13 protein-coding genes and 4 pseudogenes are annotated in these 16,784 nt (G+C 46.5%); 13 read left to right on the top strand and 4 right to left on the bottom strand.

The genetic code is table 11. The features are described from left to right. The first annotated feature begins 136 nt into the window (after positions 1-136). Positions 137-1,060, top strand: a complete 924-nt coding sequence (gene cysK, locus HPY81_02935) for a cysteine synthase A (GenBank protein ID NPV26412.1) — start codon at positions 137-139, stop codon at positions 1,058-1,060. A gap of 15 nt (positions 1,061-1,075) precedes the next feature. Further along, positions 1,076-1,528, top strand: a complete 453-nt coding sequence (locus HPY81_02930) for an Rrf2 family transcriptional regulator (protein NPV26411.1) — start codon at positions 1,076-1,078, stop codon at positions 1,526-1,528. Between the two features lie 55 nt (positions 1,529-1,583). On the opposite strand, the gene HPY81_02925 is transcribed toward HPY81_02930, so the two are convergent. Further along, positions 1,584-1,835 (bottom strand): DUF3243 family protein, encoded by a 252-nt coding sequence (locus tag HPY81_02925; GenBank protein NPV26410.1) that lies wholly within the window; start codon positions 1,833-1,835, stop codon positions 1,584-1,586. A gap of 109 nt (positions 1,836-1,944) precedes the next feature. On the opposite strand from HPY81_02925, the gene rodA reads away from it, so the two are divergent. From rodA to HPY81_02900, 5 genes are all read left to right on the top strand, one after another. Beyond that, positions 1,945-3,096, top strand: coding sequence for a rod shape-determining protein RodA (rodA, locus tag HPY81_02920; protein ID NPV26409.1), 1,152 nt, complete (start codon positions 1,945-1,947; stop codon positions 3,094-3,096). A 153-nt stretch (positions 3,097-3,249) separates the two neighbouring features. Beyond that, positions 3,250-4,596: a butyryl-CoA:acetate CoA-transferase gene (locus tag HPY81_02915; GenBank protein ID NPV26408.1), complete on the top strand. Its 1,347-nt coding sequence runs from the start codon at positions 3,250-3,252 to the stop codon at positions 4,594-4,596. A 228-nt stretch (positions 4,597-4,824) separates the two neighbouring features. Next, entirely contained in the window at positions 4,825-6,834 is a 2,010-nt protein-coding gene (locus HPY81_02910; GenBank protein ID NPV26407.1) for a DUF2334 domain-containing protein, read from the top strand. A 233-nt stretch (positions 6,835-7,067) separates the two neighbouring features. After that, positions 7,068-7,802 (top strand): hypothetical protein, encoded by a 735-nt coding sequence (locus tag HPY81_02905; GenBank protein ID NPV26406.1) that lies wholly within the window; start codon positions 7,068-7,070, stop codon positions 7,800-7,802. A gap of 50 nt (positions 7,803-7,852) precedes the next feature. Further along, the gene (locus HPY81_02900; GenBank protein ID NPV26405.1) at positions 7,853-9,526 is read left to right on the top strand and encodes a hypothetical protein; all 1,674 of its coding nucleotides are present in this window, start codon (positions 7,853-7,855) and stop codon (positions 9,524-9,526) included. 396 nt (positions 9,527-9,922) lie between these two features. On the opposite strand, the gene HPY81_02895 is transcribed toward HPY81_02900, so the two are convergent. Further along, positions 9,923-10,330, bottom strand: a complete 408-nt coding sequence (locus HPY81_02895) for a HicB family protein (GenBank protein NPV26404.1) — start codon at positions 10,328-10,330, stop codon at positions 9,923-9,925. A gap of 48 nt (positions 10,331-10,378) precedes the next feature. Next, complete coding sequence (locus tag HPY81_02890) at positions 10,379-10,564, bottom strand: type II toxin-antitoxin system HicA family toxin (GenBank protein NPV26403.1); 186 nt, start codon at positions 10,562-10,564, stop codon at positions 10,379-10,381. Positions 10,565-10,636: 72 nt separating this feature from the next. Here HPY81_02890 and HPY81_02885 point away from each other — a divergent pair, with 72 nt between their 5' ends. From HPY81_02885 to HPY81_02860, 6 genes and pseudogenes are all read left to right on the top strand, one after another. Next, complete coding sequence (locus HPY81_02885; GenBank protein NPV26402.1) at positions 10,637-11,158, top strand: terminase small subunit; 522 nt, start codon at positions 10,637-10,639, stop codon at positions 11,156-11,158. Continuing rightward, positions 11,151-11,351: a hypothetical protein gene (locus HPY81_02880; protein NPV26401.1), complete on the top strand. Its 201-nt coding sequence runs from the start codon at positions 11,151-11,153 to the stop codon at positions 11,349-11,351. The genes HPY81_02885 and HPY81_02880 overlap by 8 nt, the downstream gene beginning before the upstream one ends. A gap of 8 nt (positions 11,352-11,359) precedes the next feature. Continuing rightward, positions 11,360-11,856, top strand: a pseudogene (locus HPY81_02875) (transposase). 79 nt (positions 11,857-11,935) lie between these two features. Then, positions 11,936-12,620: pseudogene (locus HPY81_02870) on the top strand (transposase). A gap of 143 nt (positions 12,621-12,763) precedes the next feature. Further along, positions 12,764-14,017, top strand: a pseudogene (locus HPY81_02865) (tyrosine-type recombinase/integrase). Positions 14,018-15,002: 985 nt separating this feature from the next. After that, positions 15,003-16,022, top strand: a pseudogene (locus HPY81_02860) (tyrosine-type recombinase/integrase). Positions 16,023-16,401: 379 nt separating this feature from the next. Here the strand turns inward: HPY81_02860 and HPY81_02855 are convergent. Next, positions 16,402-16,581, bottom strand: a complete 180-nt coding sequence (locus HPY81_02855; GenBank protein ID NPV26400.1) for a hypothetical protein — start codon at positions 16,579-16,581, stop codon at positions 16,402-16,404. Positions 16,582-16,784: the final 203 nt, after the last annotated feature.

Raw genomic sequence — 16,784 nt, 5'->3', positions numbered from 1 at the left:
CCTCCCCCTAAGCTAATTGTAAAAGATTTGCTCCCGCTGAGCAATGCTAATATAGTTGACAATAGTCAATTTAACATAGTAAGCTATAAATATAAAGTCCGATAAAGATACTCGGATATGGAAAGGGTGTTTTTTAATGCGGTTAGCCAACAATATAACCGAACTGATTGGTCAAACACCAATGGTTAAACTAAATCGCCTGGTGGGGCAGGAAGATGCTGAGGTGCTGGTAAAATTAGAATTTTTCAATCCGGCCGGCAGCGTTAAAGACCGCATCGCCTTGAGCATGATTGAAGATGCCGAACAGAGAGGGATACTGCGGCCAGGAATGACGATTGTTGAACCGACCAGCGGCAATACCGGGATCGGGCTGGCTATGATCGCTGCGGCCAAAGGTTATAAACTGATTCTCGTGATGCCTGAAACAATGAGCGTGGAACGGCGCAAACTCTTGAAGGCTTTTGGTGCCGATTTTGTCTTGACTCCTGGGACTGAGGGGATGGGTGGAGCAGTGAGAAAAGCCGAGGAACTGCTGGATGAAAACCCTGGCTACTTCATGCCGCAACAGTTTGACAACCCCGCCAACCCGGCCGCGCACCGGCAGACAACCGCCCAGGAGATATTGACCCAGACCCAAGGACAACTTGATGCCTTTGTTGCCGGAGTAGGGAGTGGGGGGACTTTGACCGGGGTGGGTGAAGTTCTGAAAGAACACTTACCCCAGATAAAGGTGGTCGCGGTGGAACCGGCCGCCTCTGCGGTTTTAGCTGGCGGCAAGCCGGGAATCCATAAGATCCAGGGAATTGGTGCTGGTTTTATCCCTCGGGTCCTCAAGACCGAATTGATTGATGAAATCATCGGCGTGACCAATGAAGATGCTTTTATGACTGCCCGGCGGTTGGCCAAAGAAGAAGGGATTCTGGTGGGGATTTCCAGTGGCGCGGCTGTCTTTGCTGCCATAGGACTGGCGAAAGAGTTAGGTAAAGGTAAACGGGTGGTGGTGATCGCCCCGGATACCGGTGAAAGATATTTAAGTTCTGAACTGTTTGAGGCTGACTAAACTGGGGGTGATGAAATGAGGCTGTCAACCAAAGGTCGCTACGGGTTACGAGCAATGCTTGATCTGGCGCAGCACGTTGGCGAGGGGCCAATTTCCCTGAAGAGCATCGCTGAACGTCAGGATATTTCTGAACATTATCTAGAACAGTTATTTGCTGTGTTGCGCAAGGCCGACCTGGTTAAAAGCATTCGCGGTGCCCAGGGAGGATATGTTTTGGCCAAGCTCCCGGCCGAGATTACGGTTGGCGATATTATCAGAGCCCTGGAAGGACCAATCGCACCAGTTGAGTGTGTCAGTGAAGACAATCCAGATGTCTGCCGGCGGGAAGACTACTGTGTGACGCGGATCATCTGGGAAAAACTGCGCGATAGCATGATCGCGGTCCTGGACTCTTACACCCTGGAGGACTTGTGTCACGAAGCGGAGCGACTTAATCACGCTAATCGTGCTTATATGTACTATATTTAAAAGTGGTAGATTAGCGCAAAACCCCTCAACACTTGAGGGGTTTATCTATTATTAGTTAGTGAACTCTCTTTTTGCCCATCCGCAACACAATTTCCGCCAGCATCCGCTTTTCCTCATCGGTGGCAGTTTGCCAGATTTCATTCATTAAAGACTCTTCTACGGAATCGGGCTTAACGAAACGGCTCATTAGGTTGCCGACACTGACCAGTCCTTTAACCATCATCTCTTCTGATAATCCATGCTTTAGTCCATCACGGATGTTTTGCGCTAATTCTTCTGGGAAGTTACTTATTGTATCTCTGCCCATTCCCATCACCTCCTCTCAAAGTGTGTTTATAGTATGCCCCGAAGTGCACGGAATTACCACTAGACCCTTGCCCGGTCTTTCTTTTATAATCGTATAGGGGTGAGATGAAATGTTTGTAAACCGCAAAATGCTAAAGAATCTGGACTCTACCTTTGCGATATGCGTTGCTTTGGTCCTGGTGATAAGTCTGGTTGTTCTCAGCAGTGCTTCTGGCAGTATGGCCGAGATTAACAAGCTGAGCAGATGGCATTTTGTTGAGCGACAGGCCATCTGGATCGGCTTAGGTTTGCTCTGCATTTATTTTATGCTGTTTGTTGATTATACCATCCTCCCTCGTTATGTTAAATATCTATACGGGATTAATATCGTTTTACTCCTGGCGGTTTTTGTCATGGGAAAAGTGGCAAAAGGAGCAAAACTCTGGGTTTCTATCGGTGGATTTCAGTTTCAACCGGCGGAGTTTGCCAAGTTGCTTATCATTATCACCTTTGCCGAATTTTTGGTCAAACGGCAGGGTAAGCTGAATACCTGGCGTGAACTGCTTCCTGCCTTCATACACGTAGGCATCCCCTTGCTGCTGGTTTTAGCCCAGCCTGACCTGGGAACATCCCTGGTTTTTATTGCCATTATGTTTGGCATGTTGTATATTGCTGGGGCTCGTCCGAGCTTGCTGCTTATTTTAATCTTCAGTGGTTTGCTGGTGGTTACCCTGGCCCTGGTTGGTCACTTTAAATTCGGCCTTCCTCTGCCATTGGATGAGTATCAAAAGTACAGGTTGATCGTCTTTCTTAACCCGTATAACGACGGCCACGGCGGTCGGGGAGCCGGATGGAATATGATCCAGTCCCTGGTAGCCATTGGTTCAGGCGGGCTGTTTGGTAAGGGGCTTTTTAAAGGGACGCAGGGGCAGTTAAATTTCTTGCCTGAACACCATACAGATTTCATTTTCTCGGTGGTCGGCGAAGAACTGGGATTTCTTGGGGCGGCCGTGCTCCTGGTACTTTACTTCTTAATCATTTACCGAGCACTCAGGATTGCCATTGAGTCTAAAGACCTATTCGGGACCTTTATCGCGGTTGGAGTAGCTTCAATGTGGGGGTTCCACATCTTGGAAAATATTGGGATGGCCATCGGGATCATGCCTATCACAGGAATTCCGCTACCTTTCTTAAGCTATGGCGGAAGCTTTATGCTCACCAATCTCCTGGCTGTAGGCTTATTACTCAATATCAACATCCGCCGCCAAAAAGTCATCTTTTAATTAAACATTACATCGCAAAAACCGACATAAATAGACAAAATATTACGGCGCGAGGGTGTTTTTTGCAGGAAAAGCTGGACCAATGTCGAAATATATAGTACCCCTGTACATTCATTAGAAAAATATATAATAAAGGGAGGATAGGATGGGTTGATGGCAAGTTACATGGAAGAGTACAAAAGGAAGTTGGTAACGGCAGATGAGGCGGTCAAGGTTGTCAAGTCCGGGGATTGGGTAGAAATGGGCTGGTGTGTTGGTGCTCCCAACGTTCTGGACAAAGCCCTCGCCAAACGGAAAGACGAATTGACCGACGTTAAACTTCGCGGGGGTGTCCAAATCTGGCCAATGCATTGTATGCAGGCTGACCCTGAAGGTAAGACTTTTACATGGGTAGATTGGCACTTCAGCGGACAGGTTCGTAAGCTCTATGATGCTGGCTTAGCTTATTATGCACCAATTAAGTACTGCGAACTGCCGCGCTACATTCGCCAGGAAGTAGAAGCGGTTGATGTCCTGATGTGCCAGGTGGCGCCGATGGACAAACATGGTTTCTTTAACTTTGGACCGCAGACTTCGCACATGATGGCCCTGGCCGAGCGGGCGAAGGTTATTATCGTTGAAGTTAATGAAAAGATGCCGCGGGTCCTGGGTGGAAGAGAAGAGGCCATCCACATTTCCAGGGTTGACTACATAGTTGAGGGCGACAACGCTGACCTGCCGCAGCTACCAGCAGTGCCACCGACAGAAGTCGATCAGGCTGTGGCTAAGCTTATTGTGGAAGAAATCGTTGATGGCGCGACTATCCAACTGGGGATCGGCGGTATGCCCAACGCTGTAGGGGCGATGATTGCTCAGTCCGACTTGAAGGACTTGGGTGTGCACACGGAAATGTTTGTTGATGCATACGTAGACATGTTCAACGCGGGCAAGATCACCGGGGCAAGAAAAAACATCGACCGCTATAAAATGGTTTTTGCTTTCGCGGCTGGAACTCAAAAGTTGTATGACCTGGTAGACGATAACCCGACGGTTGCTGGCTATCCGGTCGATTATACTAACCATCCATCAACCGTGGCTTTGTTCGATAACTTTGTTTCGATCAATAACGCCATAGAAGTTGACCTGTTCGGTCAGGTCTGTGCTGAGTCAGCTGGATGGCGCCACATCAGCGGCACTGGTGGTCAGCTAGACTTTGTCCAGGGAGCGTATGACTCTAGAGGCGGTAAGAGCTTTATCTGTCTGTCTTCAACCTTCACCGATAAGAACGGCAACATGAAGTCTCGGATTGTTCCGACATTAACCCCAGGTGCTATCACGACCGATCCCCGAACCGCCACTCATTATGTCGTAACTGAATACGGGAAGGCCAACCTGAAGGGACGCTCCACTTGGCAGCGGGCCGAGGCCCTGATCAATATTGCGCACCCGGACCTGCGAGAAGATCTGATCAAAGAAGCTGAAAAGATGAAGATCTGGCGGAAAACCAACAAAATCAGTTAAGTACTAGATGCTATAATGGCCGGTTTGCACCGGTCTTTATTTTTTTACCACCCTATGTTTTGCTAAGCAGGAAATCAGGCTGAAGGTGACGAATTTATATTCTCACCTTCCTGATTATAACTGGTCGGTTCAACGCAACAGCATAAACCGTTAATTTTCGGGGAGGATTAGAAATACACTAGTAATAAGAACAAATCTGAGAACTGGTCAAACGAAGGAGAGTTAAGGTTGAAAGTACGGCTTACTCAGATTCTCTCGGCTCTGATTATTATTACCAGCGCTCTTTTGGCTTATATCCAGCAAAACTACCACCGACCAGTCCGCAATTGGCCTAACCTGGCCTGGGCTGCTGAAGTTGAAGAGGCTCTTTCAGATTCCAACTCCGGTGCCTTTAATTCTATCACCAGCATGATTCCCCCAATTGGCCAAACAACTCCGAAATTGGCCTTGATTCGTTTTGAGGATATTGGGCCTGGCGGTCTTTACAGCAGCAAAGACGATCTAGGCAAACTTCGGGCGGTTATGGATTTCTGTGCGCAGGAAAATGTCCCTTTTCACGTCACCGTCATCCCGCACTTTAAGCGATTAGATAGCAACAATAATTGGCAGGTCAGAAGCCTTGATGACACTGAGCCCGATGAAGAGACCAAACTGTTTATCGCTCTGCTTAAACGGGCTCAGGCTAAAGGAGGCATAATTGGGATGCACGGCTATACCCACCAGTATGGCGACGTACGCCGGCTTGACGGACACCATGATTCTGGGACGGGTAACGAGTTTAATGTCGCCGGGGTTGAGCAGACCACCTGGCCGGATTACGCCGCTGAACGTCTGAACTTGAGTCTCAACGCTTTTCTCAGTCATGGGATCGAACCGGCTTTCTGGGAAACACCACACAATGTTTCGACATCCATGCAAAAAGATGTTTTTCGGTCCTACATCGGTTTGCAGTACGAATCTCTGGAAAAAAAAGACCGCAATCCAGTCTACCTGGAAGGGGATAATCAATACGGCTCACCAACCCTGGGTGCGGTCTATGTGCCGACTCCTTTTTACTATATCAATGGTGCTAATCCGATCGGCAGCATTGACCAGATGTTAGTTCGCCTGAATCATTTTAGCGGTCTGGCCAGCCTGTTTTATCATCCGTTTCTTGAGTTTCCTTTCCTCGAGCCGGTTATCGTCAACAATGAAGTGCAATATGTTGATGGCCTGCCTTTATACCACTATAAAGAGGGTACTCCATCATACCTGCACCGAGTAATCAGCGGCTTTAGGCAAAAAGGCTACCAGTTTGTTTCCATTCATGACGTTGTTCCTTTTACCCCGGCCCACCGGATCAATCTGAGGCCGGCCAGCAACCAGTTTGGCAAATTACTGGTTGGTGATTACGATGGCGATGGCCGCGATGACCTCCTTTATTATGTCCTGAGTTCAGGTGAAATCTATGTGGTGACTACCGACATTCGCCTGCCCAGGAACCGTCCCTCGGCTCCACCCAGGCTATGGTTAAGTAATTGGCCGAAAGGCTTAAATGTCGTCCCGTTGACTGGCGACTTTGACGGCGATGGGGTCAAGGATGTGCTGGCCATTGAACAGGACACCGGCCGCTGGTTCGTTGCCCTGAGCGAGCGGACCCGTTTTGCTAGCCAAGGGGTCTGGCTGGATAACTGGGCCCGGGGTCGGTCATGGACACCCCTGATCGGCGATGTCAACGGTGACGGAAAGGACGACCTACTGGTCCGTGATGCGGAAGGTAGATGGTACACGGCGTTGAGTAATGGTCATACATTTATCCCGCAGCCAGAGCCGTTTACCGGTTTCGTCGGTCGTTCCCTCAAGTGGGTCGTGGGTGACCCGAACGGCGATGGCCAGGATGACTTGATCGGCTACGATCCCTACATAGGAACTGTTGAGGTAGCACTTAGCAGAGGGCGATATTTTTCCACTCCGTCAATCTGGATAAATAACTGGCGCAAGGAAGGGCAACTGCTGGCCGGTGATGTTAACGGGGATCACCGCACGGATCTGGTCATTTTCAGCGACAAGGAAGGCCTATGGTATGTGCTTTCTTCAACTGGTACAGGTTTCCAACCCCGGCCAAGGTCTTTCGGCCCGTGGGCCAGAGGTTTAAACCGGCAAGGGGTCATAGGTGACTTTGACGGCAACCATAAGGCGGACATTGGGGCCTTTAAACCAGGAGAATACCTTGACCTGGGGCTGTCATATCTGAAGTGAATACTTGCTCATTTTCCTCGAGAAATCTCCTCATTAATCATGATTTATGTAAATCTAGACTAAATATATTTTTGTTGTTATAATATCATAAAAAGTTAATCGTGGGCGATGGAGCTTGCCTTTGACTATAAAAGTCATAAAATGCCTTGTTGCTAATAGCTCCTACTCTGACCGTTCCGGTAAGGTAGGAGCTTTTGTATTTATAAGGTTCTTGCTAAACTGGGGGTGATTAATTGGATAATATCAAAGGCGGGCTTTCCTATATATCATGGATAAAATTTTTACGTGAACCAGGGTGTCCTCTATGTACCGCGAGGCAGCACCTTACAAGAAGTTACATTGAAACTTTTCTCCATGAGTATATCAATGATCTAAATGTTCGAGCAAAAATTGATCAGAGCCGAGGTTTTTGTAATGAACATGCCTGGCAGATTCAAAAAATGGAGGAAAACGTTTATCATGACGGAATGAAAAATGGGATTATTTATGAGTATTTAATAGCTCAGCTCATAAGAGAATTAGAAACTTACAGACAACGCGTGGAGCAACCTCAACCAATCAAAACAAGCATATTTCGGCGAAACACGCAAACCAAGATATATGTAGAAATGCTTCGAATTTTTGAGAAGAATGGTAAATGCCCTGTTTGTGAGCATGTAGACTTGTTAGAAGGAATCTACGCCGATGAATTTTTACGCATGATCCGTATTCTTAAAGAGAACGGATTTGACAAAAAACATATTTTTTGTTTGAAACACCTCCTTATGCTGCTTAGACAGTCAGAAAATCCTGAAGACACAAAATATTTACTTGACGATCAATTAAGCAAATTAAACAACTTGCATCATCAACTTAAATATTATTTAAAACATCATAGTTATCTTCATAAACACGAGCCAATTGGAGAAGAAGAAGCAACATCCTGGATCAGGGCTGTAGCTATATTCGCCGGGCATAACGACAGCTAGAGGTTCTTTCCCGAGTAACACACATGAGTGATTCATAAGGTGGTAAAGCGATGGAAACAAAAGCGCAAACACTTATCCGATTAAAAGAAATTTTGAACGAAATCGACTCAGTGTGCGATGAATTTCAGTTGAATACCCTGAAAAAAACCGTACAGAGTGTGAATAACTTTGCCCAGCAAAATCAATATTTGGATATAGCGGTTTTAGGTCAGTTCAAAGCGGGAAAAAGTTCGTTTTTAAACGGGTATCTAAGAAATTCCATACTACCTGTCGGTAATATTCCCGTAACTTCAATTATAACTAGGATAAAATTTGGCCCGGAAGAAAAAGCAATTGTAACCTTTATAGATGGAACAAGCGTAACAATACCGATAGGCGATATAGCGGAATATGTTTCCGAATTGAAAAACCCGGGGAATTGCAAAAATGTATTTTTGGTTGATGTTGAACTGCCTTCATTAAGCGAAGTTAAGGAATTAAGACTGGTGGATACTCCGGGTATAGGAAGTATCTGGAAACACAATACGGAAACAACGAAAGACTGGTTCCCGGAGACGGGTGGGGTGCTTTTTGTAATAAGCGCCGAAAAGCCAATATCTGAAAACGAATTGGGCCTTCTAAAAGAGATTTGCTTATATTCACCGGAAATTGCTGTTGTCATTACAAAGACAGATTTATTTAAAGAGGAACAAATAAAGGAAATTGAATTATTCACTAAAGAAGTGCTCAGAAAAACCTTTGATAGAGATTTTCCCGTATTTCGTTATTCAACCCATTTTAACACTCGCCAGTATAACCAAAAAATTGAACAGGATATATTCCTTCCACTAGCCCGGAATCGGGACGAAATCTATACGAAAATATTGCACCATAAAGTCAGTTCCTTGGTTAGCGACTGTCTTTCCTACTTAAACATTTCCTACCAGGCTTCGTTAAAAAAGGAGTCCGAAAAAGATGAACTTAAGGAAATGATTTTTGATGAGCGTTTGAATTTTCACTTTATTCGGCAGGAGCTTCTGCTGATCATCGGTAGTTATAAAGAAAAAACCCGTGACAATTTTAGGGTCTATTTAGAATCATTCAGAGAGGAGATTGAAAAAAAGATAACTGAAGAATATAAGGCTGTTTTTCCAAACTGGAGAGGCAATCTTTACGCAGTGACCCGTCAGTTCGAGCAGTGGTTGAATCAGGCATTGGCTTTAGAATTAAAGGAAATCTTACTCAAAGAGGCAAAGTCTTTTGAACTATTGAGTGCGGTCAAAAAGCATTTATCATTTTATTTAAAATCATTCCGGGAAAGATTAAGTGAAAATCTGGATCGGGTTCTCGGAGTACAAATGAAACCGGAAAAATGGGAAATAACTGTTGGAAATTTAAACAAGCCGGATATTTCCATCAGCAGGTCTTTTGATTTTCATCTTGATATGTTGTGGTTTCTTTTTCCTATGTTTATATTTAGGAGTGTTTTCCAACGCTTTTTCCGAAACAGGATTCCTTACGAAATAGAAAAGAATCTTCACCGCCTGACCTCGGATTTAAACGAAAAAACCCACAAAGAGATGGATAACTTGATGGCACAAGCCTTGGCCTATATGAACGAAGAGCTGAAAACGATTGAACTGCTGCTGTCAGAAAACCGGGGGGATAGTGCCTATATTTTAAAACGAATGGACAATATTAAAAACAGATTTCAGGAGTTAAATGAACCTGGAAAGGTAAAATAAAAGAGGTGAACGGTGACAAAATGTGCTTTATTCAATTGAGCGATAAGATAAAATGCGATCGTCAGGGAGACAGCAAAACGTAATTTGGTATTGCTTTAGTTTTTCCTCCAGCTTTTGCTCTACCTGGTGAAGATGCTCGTAGTGCTGATCCAGCCACCCTAGTAAAAGCTTGAGGAACTCCCTTTGGTGAACGTCCATTTTACCATTTGACAGCCTGTTTGATTTCATGGAGCTTGCTCTTAGCACGCCCCTTTACAAAATTCTCTACTTCCCGTGCGGATATCTTCCCGTGGTAGTTAAGATGATCCATGTGGGCATCAAGACCACAACAGATTTCCAGGATGTCTTGCATACGACGGCCGGCATGGGTGGTTTGTGTGAAAGAAAGCAGCCGGTTTAAGGCTGCTTAATTCCAAGATATTTTACTAAAGCGTCCTGAAGAATTTGAGAAAAGTTGACGTTCTCTTTTTCCGCGATAGAGTTTAGCCAGGCTGGAATAGTCAGGGTTTTTTTAACAGCTTTGTTCCCATACTTTTTTGAGTACTCATCCAAGTCAACGCTAATAATGCTTACAAAACCGTTCTCATATTCATCAGGAATAATGCTTTTGATGTCTGAAGCTTTTGGTATTGGTTTATTGTTTTCTACTTCTTCCAACAACCAACCTGAAGCTGCGTCAATAGCCATATCCACGGCTTCAGATAAAGTTTCTCCTTCTGTTACACACCCTGGCAAATCAGGGAAAATTACGGTGTATCCGCCTTCTTCACAAGGGTAAAAGCAAGCGGGATAAATTAATTTCACTATAATAACCTCCTTTATTTTTATATTACATCCGTCACAAGATGGGACTTATTTCAGCCCCGCTTGTTTGAGGATGGAGTTTACTGTTTTGGTTTTGAGGTCTTTATTACCATGAAAGGGGATTGATACTTTTCCGGGTTTGGTTGGATGTTTGTAGTAGTAATGAGAGCCCGCAGTGTATGAGTACTCCCAACCATCTTTCTTGATTATGTTCTCTATTTCCCGGAATTTCATTTGTTCATCGTCTCCTTTCTATGATTAAATTATAATACGTGCTATACGTATTGTCAAGAAGAGGTGGTGATAATGGTCAAACTCACACCAAAACAACAAAGATTCGTGGAAGAATACCTGATTGATTTAAACGCCACTGCTGCAGCTATTCGAGCAGGTTACAGTGCAAAAACTGCTCATGAGCAGGGAGCACAGCTATTTAGCATTAGGGAAGCAATCGACAAAGCTATTGCTGAACGTTCAAAGCGTACCGGCATTAACCAGGACAGAGTCATTCGAGAATATGCCAGAATAGGCTTTGCAAAGATAACTGACTTTGTGGAATGGGATGACTTCGGCAGCATTCGTCTAAAACCCAGTTGCGATCTTTCAGAAGATGATGCGGCCGCTATTATTGAGGTTTCAGAAACAGAGATTGAACTACCGTCAGGCGGTACCAAAAGAACCAGGAAAATAAAGTTGCATGGCAAATGTCCAGCTTTAGAGAAACTAGGCAAGCACCTGGGGATGTTTAAGGACAAGGTTGATGTAAACGTGGAAGTCAGCCTGGCTGACCTTCTGAAAAAGGCCTGGGAAGAAACGGAGAATGGATGAACTGGTTAAGGGGATGATGTTTCCGCTCACTCTATTTGACCATACCTTGCTCAGATTCAGTGGCCATTTAGAAAAGGGATTTATTCTTCTCCTGACGAAAAATAAGAGAAAGAAATCTGAGCAAGGAGAAAAGGAAAAGCCTTCGAGTAAGGTTAAACGAGCTGGCAAACTCCCTTACCGAAGACTTCCATAAAACACATCTTGATTGTAACGTATTTAGGCGCTTCAGTAAAGGAATATTTGGCAACATATTTACATATTCTGGGGCAAAAACCGCAGTTTTGCCCCCTATGTGACACAAAAATGGCTGCTCACGGGCAATACCAGCGCAAATTAATCACCGCCGATGGAACCGTAGTCAGAATTCCTATCGCCCGCTACCGTTGCGGTAACTGTCGCCGCACTCACGCCATCCTACCCGATTTCATTGCCCCCTATCGCCATTATTCAATGGAGGTTATTGCCCCGGCGGTTGGGGAAGTGGTTGCTGGTCAGGTACCGCCAGAACGGGTCCAGGGTGGACAAGACATTTCCACAACTTATCAAAGCGAATAGTTTCACTCATCAGAGAAAATTGGTCTTCTCCCTGGCAGCAGTTACGGGCCGCCTTAGATAAACTGCCTCCTGTAGACTCTACGTCGGTACTGGGAGCAGTAAACATCTGGCTGACCATGGACGTGGTCGGCCTCTGGCTGTAGCTAATTCCACATAGTTTGGGCTCCTGGCCATCCTTTAATCGTGGTATGGTGGAAAAAAACACTATATTTTAACAAGGAGATGGTCTGGATGTCAGAAGATAAATACACCCAACAGGACATAGCGCTTGAGCGTTTCGCCCTGATTGCACCCCTGCTTGAACCGGATCTGGAAGCAGCGGAGAAGCGCCGGCGGCGAAATGAGATTCTAGCCCGCGGCAAGATTTCGTCGCGCACCCTGCGCCGTTACCTGCAGCTTTACCGACAACAAGGATTGTCCGGCCTTATGCCCAAAGTCAGATCCGATCAGGGAAAAAGTCGGACGATTGCCCCCGAAATTATCCAGGAAGCAATTAAACTTAAGGCTGAGTTTCCCGAACGGAGTGTCAGCCAGGTTATCGAGATCCTGGAAGGGAAGCAGAAAACCCGTCCGGGAAAGCTTGCCCGGTCGACCCTGAGCAGACACCTGTCGCGCCTGGGCTTAACTAGACAGGAAACCAATCGAACTTTACCTGGTCACCAGCGCTTTCAAAAAGAAAAGCGGAACCGCCTGTGGCAGGCTGACATCAAATATGGACCGTATTTACCCCATCCCGAAAACCCCAAACGAAAGCTCAGGACCTACCTGGTGGCCTTTCTTTATTGATGATGCCACCCGGCTTTTGTGCCACGGGGAGTTTTACCTTGACTAGCGGCTGCCGGCCTTAGAAGATACTTTCCGGAAAGCCATCTTGAAGCGGGGCGTTCCAGACGCGGTTTATGTGGATTATGTGCCCATTCTAATTATGTGGCAGGTAGCCTAATTTGTAGCATGAGCCAAAGATCGGAGTTTAAAAGTGGCCACATAATTTCCATTTTACGAGTTTTAGCTTAGAATAGCTTCAAACATTTGTTAAAGGAGGTTGTTCTAATGCTGGAACGCTATTATGTCCGTCCGGAAACGTGCGATCGTGTTCGAGCCTCGTGGATTGGTGGCCCCATCGAAAGGTACGTTGAGTGGCTTACCGAAAATGGCTATTCCTCTCGATCCGTTCTACGACGTATTCCGCTTTTGATGGAATTTGGAGAATTTACCCGGCAGCACGGGGCGACAAAATTGGAAGAATTGACTGGGTACATTGAAGGGTTCACACTGCATTGGGTCAAAAAACATGGCCAAGGGTGTAAAATCGACCAAGCTCGGAAGAGAGTAGAAGAAGAAGCCCGAAACCCTGTAGAGCAAATGTTATGTTTGGTCATCCCAAGTTTTGGGGACAAGGGTCGAGCGCGCGAGCCATTTCAGGACCTTGCCCCGGGCTTTTTCGATTACCTGCAAAATGAGAGGGGCCTCAAGGAAAGCACCCTCGTCCATTACAGGAGTAATCTTCGCTCCTTCGAAAACTATCTCCAAGAGATCAGCTTACACGAACTCCATACCCTTTCGCCAGTCATCCTAAGCGGTTTTTAACCAATAGCAGCGGATTGTGCAAAACTAGTCTTAGTGTCCGATGCACAGCGTTGCGGGTTTTTCTTTGATATCTCACCGTGAACGAATCGTAGCAAAAGATCTGAGCGACACCGTAGATTGTCCTCGTCTGTATCGCCTCTCGAGCATACCGCGTTCTATCACCTGGGATGAGGTTAACCGCATGCTGGAAACGGTTGACCGCCGGACGCCTCTTGGCAAACGAGACCACGCCATCCTGCTCCTTTTGGTAACCTATGGACTGAGGGCAAGGGAGATCGCAGCTTTAACCCTGGATGATATTGATTGGCGAAGAGAGCGGCTCCGGGTGCCTGAACGGAAGGCCGACCATTCCACGGCATACCCCCTGTCCCCTATCGTGGGGGAGGCGATCCTGGATTATCTCCAACATGGCAGGCCCAAAACTTCCGAACGCCATATCTTTTTCCAAGTAATGGCCCCTTACAGACCCCTGACTTTCTCTGGCGTATCCGATCGCGCATCTCACTACCTACAGAAGGCCGGAATCCCTGTGACTAGGCCAGGACTCACACTCTTTGCCACACATGCGTGCAGCGGCTTGTAGATGCCGATTTTTCCCTAAAAGCCATCGGTGACTACGTGGGTCATCGGAGTGCGAAACCGACGGAAGTTTACGCCAAAGTGGATGTAGAGGCCCTCCGAGAAATCGGCTCCGGCGTGGGGGAGGAGATCCTATGAGATCGACTTGGAACGGCTTCCAAAGTCCTCTGGCAGAAGCAATCCAAAATTTCCTTGCTTACAAGCGTGCCCTTGGACAGAGTTTCTTCAGTGAAGAATACGTTCTCCGCTCATTAGACACCTTTTTGGTCCAACAGAAGGTGCAAACCATCGAAGGGGTCACCGCAGAGCTTGTTTACGATTTCCTGGCCTCCCGACCTCGAAAAAGACCGCGAAGCTACAACCATTTGATCAGTGTCCTTGAACGGTTATTCACCTGGTTGATAAAACACTCTTATTTGACTAACTTTCCTTTGCGCATGCAGACGCGGCGAGAGACCTCGCAGAGGATTCCCTTTCTATTCACGCCCGATATGGCACGGAAGTTGTTGGCTTGTGCAGAGAACCTGACAGATATCAGAATTGCACCCCTCCGGGGTCCTACCTATCGGACCATATTTACTCTGCTATACGGTTTTGGCCTTAGGGTTGGGAAGGTAACCCGGCTCTGTTTATAAAGGATGTTGACTTCGAACGCTCATTGCTGGTCATTCGTCAAACAAAGTTTGCCAAGAGTCGCCTCGTTCCCTTTGGACCTCGCATGCGAACGCTTCTCGGGGAGTATCTTCAGTTACGGGCAAAGAAACACGGATCACTTCTAGCAGAGGTGCCCTTGTTTACCTTCAGTGGCGACCGTCCCATAAACCGCCACACCATCGACCGGGTCTTTCATTCCTTGGTTTCCTAGCTTGGATTGCGAATGCCTCAGGGAGTCTTGCCTCCCCGTGTGCACGATTTGCGGCACTCATTTGCCGTAGGCACCCTGCTCCGTTGGTACCGCGCGAAGATATCGATCCGGGAACGCCCAACTCCATTTAGCAACTTTTTTAGGCCACGTCAGTCCGAATTCAACCGCGGTCTACCTGACCATTACACCCGATTTACTTCTGGAGGCCAACCGTTGTTTTGAGCGGTTTGCGGCCTCTACCCTACAGGAGGTGTCACCATGAATGATGAGAATCTAGGTCGCATCACATATTCTTTTTTCACAGACTACCTTGCAACTCAAAAGGGGTTGCGTCCGGCGTCGATAAAAAGCTATCGAGATACCATTCGGCTCTTCCTCCAATTTGTCTCAGCTAACATGCGGCGTAAAATTACCCGCCTCTCCCTCCAGGATCTGACCTTTGAACGGGTTAAGGAATTCCTTCATTATCTCGAAGAGGATCGCAAAAATCATATTCGAACCCGCAACCACCGCCTTATGGTTTTGCACACCTTCTTCGGTTACATTGCCAGGAGGATTCCCGAGATGCTTTTGATTTCCGAGCAGGTAGCGGCTATACCCATGAAGCGCGTGCCCCCCCTGAAACATCTTTCTTGGAACGAGAAGAGATCTCTACGCTTTTTGCACATTTACCCTCTAAAGGAAGCTATGCGCTACGGGACCGTGCGCTTTTTATGTTTGTTTACAACACGGGTGCCCGTGTTCAGGAGGTTGGCGGACTTACGCGTAGGAGACCTAGACCTTGATGCCTCGCCCCGAGTTAGACTACACGGGAAGGGAGACAAGTGGAGGACCTGTCCTTTATGGGAGGAGACGACCAACCTGCTAAAAACTCTCCTCGGGCAAAAAACCATCAATGCTACACCAGGGGACGCAGTCTTCCTTTCTTAGAATGGAAAGCCTCTTAGTCGATACGGTATTTACAAGATCGTTCGTTGCCATACCGACTCACTTCAAAAGAATAAGAAAGCAGCGCCTCCGCGGCGTGTAAGCCCCCATATGTTCCGGCATACAGCAACCGTGCATTTGTTGGAGTCAGGGGTGGAGGTGAACGTGATTCGCAGTTGGCTTGGACATGTAAGCTTAGATACCACCAATCGTTACGCAGAGATCACTACTCGAATGAAGGAGGCAGCCTTACGGGTTTGTGAACCCAAGAATAGTTCTTCTGTGGTATACCACACCAAACCAATTTGGCGAGAGGACGAAACGCTGTTATCTTGGCTTGATTCTCTATGAAAATTATGTTCCCAAAATCCCCTGCCCCGGGCTTTATTATTTATGTAGAGATTCACTATTTATGACTACATAATCAGATTGGGCACATAATTGGGAAAAAGTTTCCGCTTTTGGGAAGGACGCGCACAGGCCGAACACTTTTATGGCTCTTTCTTTTTCGTCAGTTGGTCGAGCTTCCGACCAACCTTGGTCGCGGAAAAACAACTCAATGCGGTTTAGATTATGGTAAAACCGGCGCTTGTAAAAGCGGAATAACGTTGTCCACCGAGCTTTGAACTCAGCCAGGGTAATAAAGATTATTTCCAGGGCTTTCATGATGAAGTGCAGAGAATATTGGAAGTGAGGCAGCACAAAGGTGGGCAATAAGGAGACCGTATGCTTACAATCTCTGCAGCATAGCCCGGATGATTGGAATCCGCTCCTCATAATGCTCATCAAGCACATTTCGGAAATAACAGCCGTGCTTATGCAGGGTATGCCAGTGCTGGCAATGCGGGCAGGATTCAGGCCGGTTGATATCCAACAGCTTGAAATTTTGTTTGTATTCTATTGGGTTCATATAGAATTCTGTGGTGATTATTTGCATGAAAAAGCTGCTCCTTTTGTTGTTATAATGTGCTATTTGCTATTTATTATGAGCCTTTTGCAAAATTAGCTTTTTTGTTAAAGGTAAAACATTGTTAGTCGTTTAGATGTACTCTTTTTTCGCTAGATTAAGGTCAAAAACCAAACCACAATGTAATTTAACATTTTATTCCAGGC

The organism is Bacillota bacterium (genome assembly GCA_013178045.1).
In the GTDB taxonomy this organism is placed as follows: domain Bacteria; phylum Bacillota; class Ch66; order Ch66; family Ch66; genus Ch66.
Note: the sequence above shows the minus strand (reverse complement) of the source record. Positions and strands in the feature narration are given on the sequence as shown.

Excerpts from the sequence above, each read along its gene's own strand:
- HPY81_02855 (NPV26400.1), bottom strand. The coding sequence starts at position 16,581 with ATGAACCCAATAGAATACAAACAAAATTTCAAGCTGTTGGATATCAAC.
- HPY81_02930 (NPV26411.1), top strand. The coding sequence starts at position 1,076 with ATGAGGCTGTCAACCAAAGGTCGCTACGGGTTACGAGCAATGCTTGAT.
- HPY81_02885 (NPV26402.1), top strand. The coding sequence starts at position 10,637 with ATGGTCAAACTCACACCAAAACAACAAAGATTCGTGGAAGAATACCTG.
- rodA (NPV26409.1), top strand. The coding sequence starts at position 1,945 with ATGTTTGTAAACCGCAAAATGCTAAAGAATCTGGACTCTACCTTTGCG.
- HPY81_02890 (NPV26403.1), bottom strand. The coding sequence starts at position 10,564 with ATGAAATTCCGGGAAATAGAGAACATAATCAAGAAAGATGGTTGGGAG.
- cysK (NPV26412.1), top strand. The coding sequence starts at position 137 with ATGCGGTTAGCCAACAATATAACCGAACTGATTGGTCAAACACCAATG.
- HPY81_02900 (NPV26405.1), top strand. The coding sequence starts at position 7,853 with ATGGAAACAAAAGCGCAAACACTTATCCGATTAAAAGAAATTTTGAAC.
- HPY81_02880 (NPV26401.1), top strand. The coding sequence starts at position 11,151 with ATGGATGAACTGGTTAAGGGGATGATGTTTCCGCTCACTCTATTTGAC.
- HPY81_02925 (NPV26410.1), bottom strand. The coding sequence starts at position 1,835 with ATGGGCAGAGATACAATAAGTAACTTCCCAGAAGAATTAGCGCAAAAC.
- HPY81_02915 (NPV26408.1), top strand. The coding sequence starts at position 3,250 with ATGGCAAGTTACATGGAAGAGTACAAAAGGAAGTTGGTAACGGCAGAT.